The 5,113-nt window shown below is 68.5% G+C and carries 6 protein-coding genes; 1 reads left to right on the top strand and 5 read right to left on the bottom strand.

The annotated features are described in order from the left end of the window. The 3 genes from Q1V88_RS11890 to Q1V88_RS11880 form a co-directional block, all read right to left on the bottom strand. Positions 1 to 797 (bottom strand): ribonuclease J (locus Q1V88_RS11890; protein ID WP_300681412.1); only part of this gene is annotated, 797 nt, incomplete at its 3' end. Further along, complete coding sequence (gene dapA, locus Q1V88_RS11885; protein ID WP_300681411.1) at positions 797 to 1,690, bottom strand: 4-hydroxy-tetrahydrodipicolinate synthase; 894 nt, start codon at positions 1,688 to 1,690, stop codon at positions 797 to 799. The genes Q1V88_RS11890 and dapA, both read right to left, overlap by 1 nt. A 25-nt stretch (positions 1,691 to 1,715) precedes the next feature. Next, entirely contained in the window at positions 1,716 to 2,639 is a 924-nt protein-coding gene (locus tag Q1V88_RS11880) for an LLM class F420-dependent oxidoreductase (RefSeq protein WP_300681410.1), read from the bottom strand. 185 nt (positions 2,640 to 2,824) lie between these two features. Here Q1V88_RS11880 and Q1V88_RS11875 point away from each other — a divergent pair, with 185 nt between their 5' ends. After that, a complete protein-coding gene (locus Q1V88_RS11875) occupies positions 2,825 to 3,049 on the top strand; it encodes a hypothetical protein (protein ID WP_300681409.1) in 225 nt (74 codons plus the stop codon). Here the strand turns inward: Q1V88_RS11875 and Q1V88_RS11870 are convergent. Both Q1V88_RS11870 and Q1V88_RS11865 read right to left on the bottom strand, forming a co-directional pair. After that, the gene (locus Q1V88_RS11870; protein ID WP_300681408.1) at positions 3,036 to 3,941 is read right to left on the bottom strand and encodes a TerC/Alx family metal homeostasis membrane protein; all 906 of its coding nucleotides are present in this window, start codon (positions 3,939 to 3,941) and stop codon (positions 3,036 to 3,038) included. The genes Q1V88_RS11875 and Q1V88_RS11870 overlap by 14 nt on opposite strands. Before the next feature lie 184 nt (positions 3,942 to 4,125). Next, positions 4,126 to 4,881, bottom strand: coding sequence for a methyltransferase domain-containing protein (locus tag Q1V88_RS11865; protein WP_300681407.1), 756 nt, complete (start codon positions 4,879 to 4,881; stop codon positions 4,126 to 4,128). Positions 4,882 to 5,113: the final 232 nt, after the last annotated feature.

The following is a 5,113-nucleotide window of genomic DNA, read 5'->3' as shown; positions in this document are numbered from 1 at the left end:
CGTCCGAGCAGCGCGACGCGACGGCCGTGCTTGTGGGCTGCATCGATCACCTGCTGCACGCGGTGCACGTGGCTGGAGAAGCTCGCGACGATCACGCGGCGCGGAGCCTTGCCGATCACCTGGTCCAGCACCGGTCCGATCGAGCGCTCGGTGGGGGTGAAGCCGGGGACGTCGGCGTTCGTGGAGTCCACCATGAACAGGTCGACGCCCTCCTCGCCCAGCCGGGCGAAGGCGCGCAGGTCCGTGATCCGGCCGTCCAGCGGGAGCTGGTCCATCTTGAAGTCACCGGTGCCGAGCACTGTCCCCGCCGGCGTGCGGATGACCACGGCGAGGGCGTCGGGGATGGAGTGGTTGACCGCGACGAACTCGAGGTCGAACGGGCCGAAGCTGATCCGCTCGCCCTCCTTGACCACGTGCTGCACGGTCTCGCGCAGGCGGTGCTCGCGCAGCTTGCTCGCGGTCAGGGCCAGGGTCAGCTTGGAGCCGACGATCGGGATGTCCCGGCGCTCGCGCAGGAGGTAGGGCGTGGCCCCGATGTGGTCCTCGTGGCCGTGGGTGAGCACGAGCGCCTCGACGGCGTCGAGACGGTCACGGATCGGGCCGAAGTCGGGCAGGATCAGGTCGACGCCGGGCTGGTGGTCCTCGGGGAAGAGCACCCCGCAGTCGAGCAGCAGCAGCCGGCCGTCGTACTCGAAGACGGTCATGTTGCGACCGACCTCGCCCAGTCCGCCCAGTGGGGTGACCCGCAGCGCACCGGCCTTCAGCTTCCCCGGAGCGCCGAGGTCGCGGGCGGGCATCACAGCAGACCTGCCTGGGTCAGGCCGGCACGCAGATCCTCGTACTCGGCATCGTCCAACGCGATCAATGGCGAGCGGACGTTGCGGTTGTCGAGCACACCGAGCAGCTGGAGCGCCGCCTTCGCGGTGGTCGCCCCGTAGTTCGAGGCCCCCATCACGGCGTGGAACGCCGGGGTGAGCTGCAGGTTGATCTTCTGCGCGGTGGCCAGGTCGCCGGCGCGGAACGCCTCGATCATGGCGCGGATCTCGTTGCCGGCCGCGTGCGCGACCACCGAGACGACGCCGACAGCGCCGTAGGCCAGGAAGCCGAGGGTCAGGGCGTCGTCACCGGAGTAGACGGCGTAGCCCAGGTCGGTGAGCGCCGCCGCCTGGGTGACGTCGCCGGCGGCGTCCTTGACCGCGCTGACGCGGCCCCAGGTCGCGATCTCGCGGTAGGTCTCCAGGGAGATCTTGGTGCCGGTCCGACCGGGCACGTCGTAGAGCATGATCGGCGCCGTGGTGGCGTCGGCGACCTGCTTGAAGTGCGCCAGGATCCCGGCCTGGCCGGGCTTGGAGTAGTACGGCGTCACCAGCAGCAGACCGTCGGCGCCATTGGCCTCGGCCTGAGCGGCGAGCTGGAGCGTGGTGCGGGTGTCGTTGGTGCCGATCCCGGCAACCAACTTGACGTCCGTGCCGACCGCCTCGCGCACGGCACGGAAGATCTGACCGTCCTCCTCGACCGTCGTCGTGGGCGACTCACCGGTGGTGCCGGAGACGACCAGACCGTCGTGACCGTGGGCGACGAGGTGCTTGGCGACCCGCTTGGTCCCATCCAGATCGAGCGATCCGTCCGCGTGGAACGCGGTGGCGATGGCCGTGAGAACGGTACCGAAAGGGCCTTGCACAAGCGTCATGTTCCCAGCCTATCGGGCATCGCCCTCAGAGCTCAGTCATGACCTCCTCCGCGACCAGGCGGAGGTGGTCCAGATCGTCGAGATCGAGCACCTGGAGGTAGATCCGCTCGGCGCCGACCGCGGCGAACGCCTTCAGCTTGGCGACCGCCTCGGCAGGCGTGCCGGCGATCCCGTTGGTGCGCAGTTCGTCCTTGTCCCGGCCGATCGCGGCCGCCCGGCGCTCGATCTCGGCCTCGTCGCGACCGACGCACAGCACCTGCGCGGCGCTGAAGCTCGGCGGCGTGGCGCGGCCGTGCTCGGCCGAGGCGGCACGGACCCGCTCGAAGAGCACCGCGGCGTCGTCGATGCTGGTGAAGGCGGCGTTGAACTCGGCGGCGAAACGGGCGGCCAGTGCCGGCGTACGACGCTTGCCGGAGCCGCCGATGATGATCGGCAGCGACGCCTGGACCGGACGGACCTGGGCCGGGTTGGCGCTCAGGTCGTAGTGCGTGCCGTGGTGCTCGAAGAGCTCCCCTGCCGGCGCGTTCCACAGGCCGGTGATCAGCTCGAGCTGCTCCTCGAGCCTGTCGAACCGCTCCTTGATGTCGGGGAACGGCAGCCCGAAGGCGTCGTGCTCCTCGACGTACCAGCCGGCTCCCAGACCGAACTCGACGCGGCCGCCGCTCATCTGGTCGACACCGGCGACCTGGACCGCCAGGACGCCCGGGTGGCGGAAGGTGGCGCTGGTGACCAGGGTGCCCAGGCGGATCGTCTCGGTGTCACGGGCCAGGCCGGCCAGGGTCGTCCAGGCGTCGGTGGGACCCGGCTCGCCGGTGACGTCCCCCATCTTCAGGTAGTGGTCGGAGCGGAAGAACGCCCCGAAGCCCAGCTCCTCGGCCTCCAGCGCCACCGCCAGAAGATCGTCGTACGTGGCGCCCTGCTGAGGCTCGGTGAAGATACGCAGCTCCATGCGTCGACCCTACGCGTCAGCCGGGTCGGGAATGGAACAGGGGCGCCAGAGGTTCACTCATCGGACCCGCGCCATTCAGGCGCCGTCTCCCAGACCCTTCGCCACCAGGCGATACCTACGAAGTGCCACGGCCGGCTGACCTTCCGCCGCCTGACTTCGTTCCACCTCCGAAAGGAGAGACGATCATGTCTCACACCCCTACCCACCATTCCCCCACCGACACCACCCTGCGTCTGCTGGCCCGCCTGGGCTACACCGTCGACGCCCTGCGCACCGTCTACCTCTCCAGCGAGGAGGGCGGCCTGCCGGTCGGCCCGCTCGCCGAGATCGTCGAGCTGGCCCGCGGCCTGGACGCCGCCCAGCTCGACCGGCTGCTCTACGCCCGCGCCACCCGACTCACCGCCGCTTGAGCAGGCTCGCCGTGGTGGCCACCGCGACGGTGGTCACGATGAAGAGCAGCGAGAACCAGATCGGGATGCTCACGGTGCCGTGCAGCAGCAGCTTCACCCCGATGAACGCCAGGATGACGGCCAGCCCCTGGCCCAGGTAGACCAGACGCTCCAGCAGGCCACCGACCAGGAAGTACAGCTGACGCAGACCCATCAGGGCGAACGCGTTGGCGGTGAAGACGATGTACGCCTCGTCGGTGAGCCCGTAGATCGCGGGGATCGAGTCGACGGCGAACAGCAGGTCGACCACGCCGATCGCGACCACGACGAGGAACATCGGCGTCAGGTAGCGCCGACCCGCACGGCGGGTGGTGAGCCGGTCGCCGTCGTACTCGTCGGTGACGGGCAGCCGGCGCCGCACCAGGCGCAGGATCCTGCTGTTGGCCGGGTCGGCATCACCGTGCGCGAACGCCTGCCGGTAGGCCAGCACCAGCAGCAGCACACCGAAGACGTAGAACGTCCAGGAGAAGTGCGCGATCAGGCCGGCACCGACGGCGATGAAGCCGCCGCGCATGACCAGCGCGATCACGATGCCGATCATCAGCAGCTTCTGCTGATAGATCCGCGGTACGGCGAAGCCGCTCATCAGCACCAGGAACACGAAGAGGTTGTCGATCGACAGCGCCTTCTCGGTCAGGTACCCGGCGACGTACTCGCCGCCGTACTGGCCGCCCGCGACCAGCGCGAGCCCGCCACCGAAGGCGAGCGCGAGGGCGATGTAGAACGCCGACCAGCGGGCCGACTCGGCGATGGTCGGCTCGTGCGGCTTGCGAACGTGCACGACGAACTCGAACACGAACAACGCGATCGTGACCCCGATCGTGACGATCCAGATCAGCGGGGTGACATCCATGGGAACTCCAAGACTCGGCGAAAAGATTCGCCAAGGTCTTCTCCGCCCTCAGATGAGGGCCGACAGACCGGGATCGGTGGATCCGTAGTGACGACCTGCCGTGGGTGGAGTACTCCCCCTGGTGTGCCCCACCGTACCCGACGGGGTGCAACGCCTGCGCATCCGCGACCAGGGCCGAGGACGATCAGCGCTCGAGGACCAGTTGCCAGGCGAATCCGACACGGTTGAACGGTTCTCGGTCACACAGCTCCAACTCGAGTGCGAGGAGCTGGTCGAAGAAGGCCGGGTCATGCTTGGCGGTGTTATCGACGAGGAGATCGTTGGCGATCCGGTTCCCGAAGATACCAACGGGTGTGAGTCCTGCGGCGGCTGCGTCGGCCATGGTGGTCGTGAGATCCACCTTGCGGGCATCGGTTTGGAAGGTCTCGACCTTCGCGCGCTCGGCGTGGAGTTCGTTGAGCGCTGCGGCAGGACCACCGTTCAGCAACTCGCGCAGGACCCGACCGTCAGGGTTGACGTCCATGATCGAAAGACGGCCGCCAGGGCGGACGAGGCGAGCGAGTGAGGCAATGTCGTCGGCAGCACCGCCGCGGTAGCGGAGCACGAAGTGGCACATGACAAGGTCCCACTCACCGGCTGGCAGGTCGTCGAGCCCGGCCCGGATCGTGGTGATGGATGCGCTTGCCGCAGCTGCGCGGCGCCGGGCTTCGTCGAGCCACGCATCGGACGGGTCGACGATCGTGACGTCGTGGCCGGCTTGGGCGAGCGGCAGTGCGTCCATGCCGTCACCGCCGCCGACGTCGAGGATCCGGATCTGGCCCCCAAGGTTCTCGGTCTGACGTCGGAGCACCTCGCCCACGACTCCATAGCGGATCCGCGCCCAAGGCGTCTCGGTGTAGTCACGCCAGGCTGCCAATTTCTCGCTGAACAGGTCATTCACGTCGCTCAGTCTGCCCCGGCGAGGTCATCGTGATAGGCCAGACGCCGAGCAGGTCGGCAGCAGCCGTCAGGCGCTCCCGTCCACCCGGTTTTGAGTTCCTAAGGAACGTCAAGCCACCTGGACGCTCGTAGGCTTGGTGTTGGCGGGCCGAGATGTTGGAGCGCTTTGCGACTTCTGTGACTCTCGGTCCGCCGCCTGCTTGCGTCGTTCGTGCATGCGCTTGTGTCGCACG

The sequence above is a fragment of the Nocardioides sp. genome (assembly GCF_030150155.1).
GTDB lineage: Bacteria > Actinomycetota > Actinomycetes > Propionibacteriales > Nocardioidaceae > Nocardioides.
The sequence above is the reverse complement of the archived record's forward strand: the minus strand, read 5'-3'. Positions and strand labels throughout refer to the sequence as shown.

What these genes read in the sequence shown, in the direction of transcription:
- dapA (WP_300681411.1), bottom strand. Translation starts at nt 1,690, where the DNA reads ATGACGCTTGTGCAAGGCCCTTTCGGTACCGTTCTCACGGCCATCGCC.
- Q1V88_RS11880 (WP_300681410.1), bottom strand. Translation starts at nt 2,639, where the DNA reads ATGGAGCTGCGTATCTTCACCGAGCCTCAGCAGGGCGCCACGTACGAC.
- Q1V88_RS11875 (WP_300681409.1), top strand. Translation starts at nt 2,825, where the DNA reads ATGTCTCACACCCCTACCCACCATTCCCCCACCGACACCACCCTGCGT.
- Q1V88_RS11870 (WP_300681408.1), bottom strand. Translation starts at nt 3,941, where the DNA reads ATGGATGTCACCCCGCTGATCTGGATCGTCACGATCGGGGTCACGATC.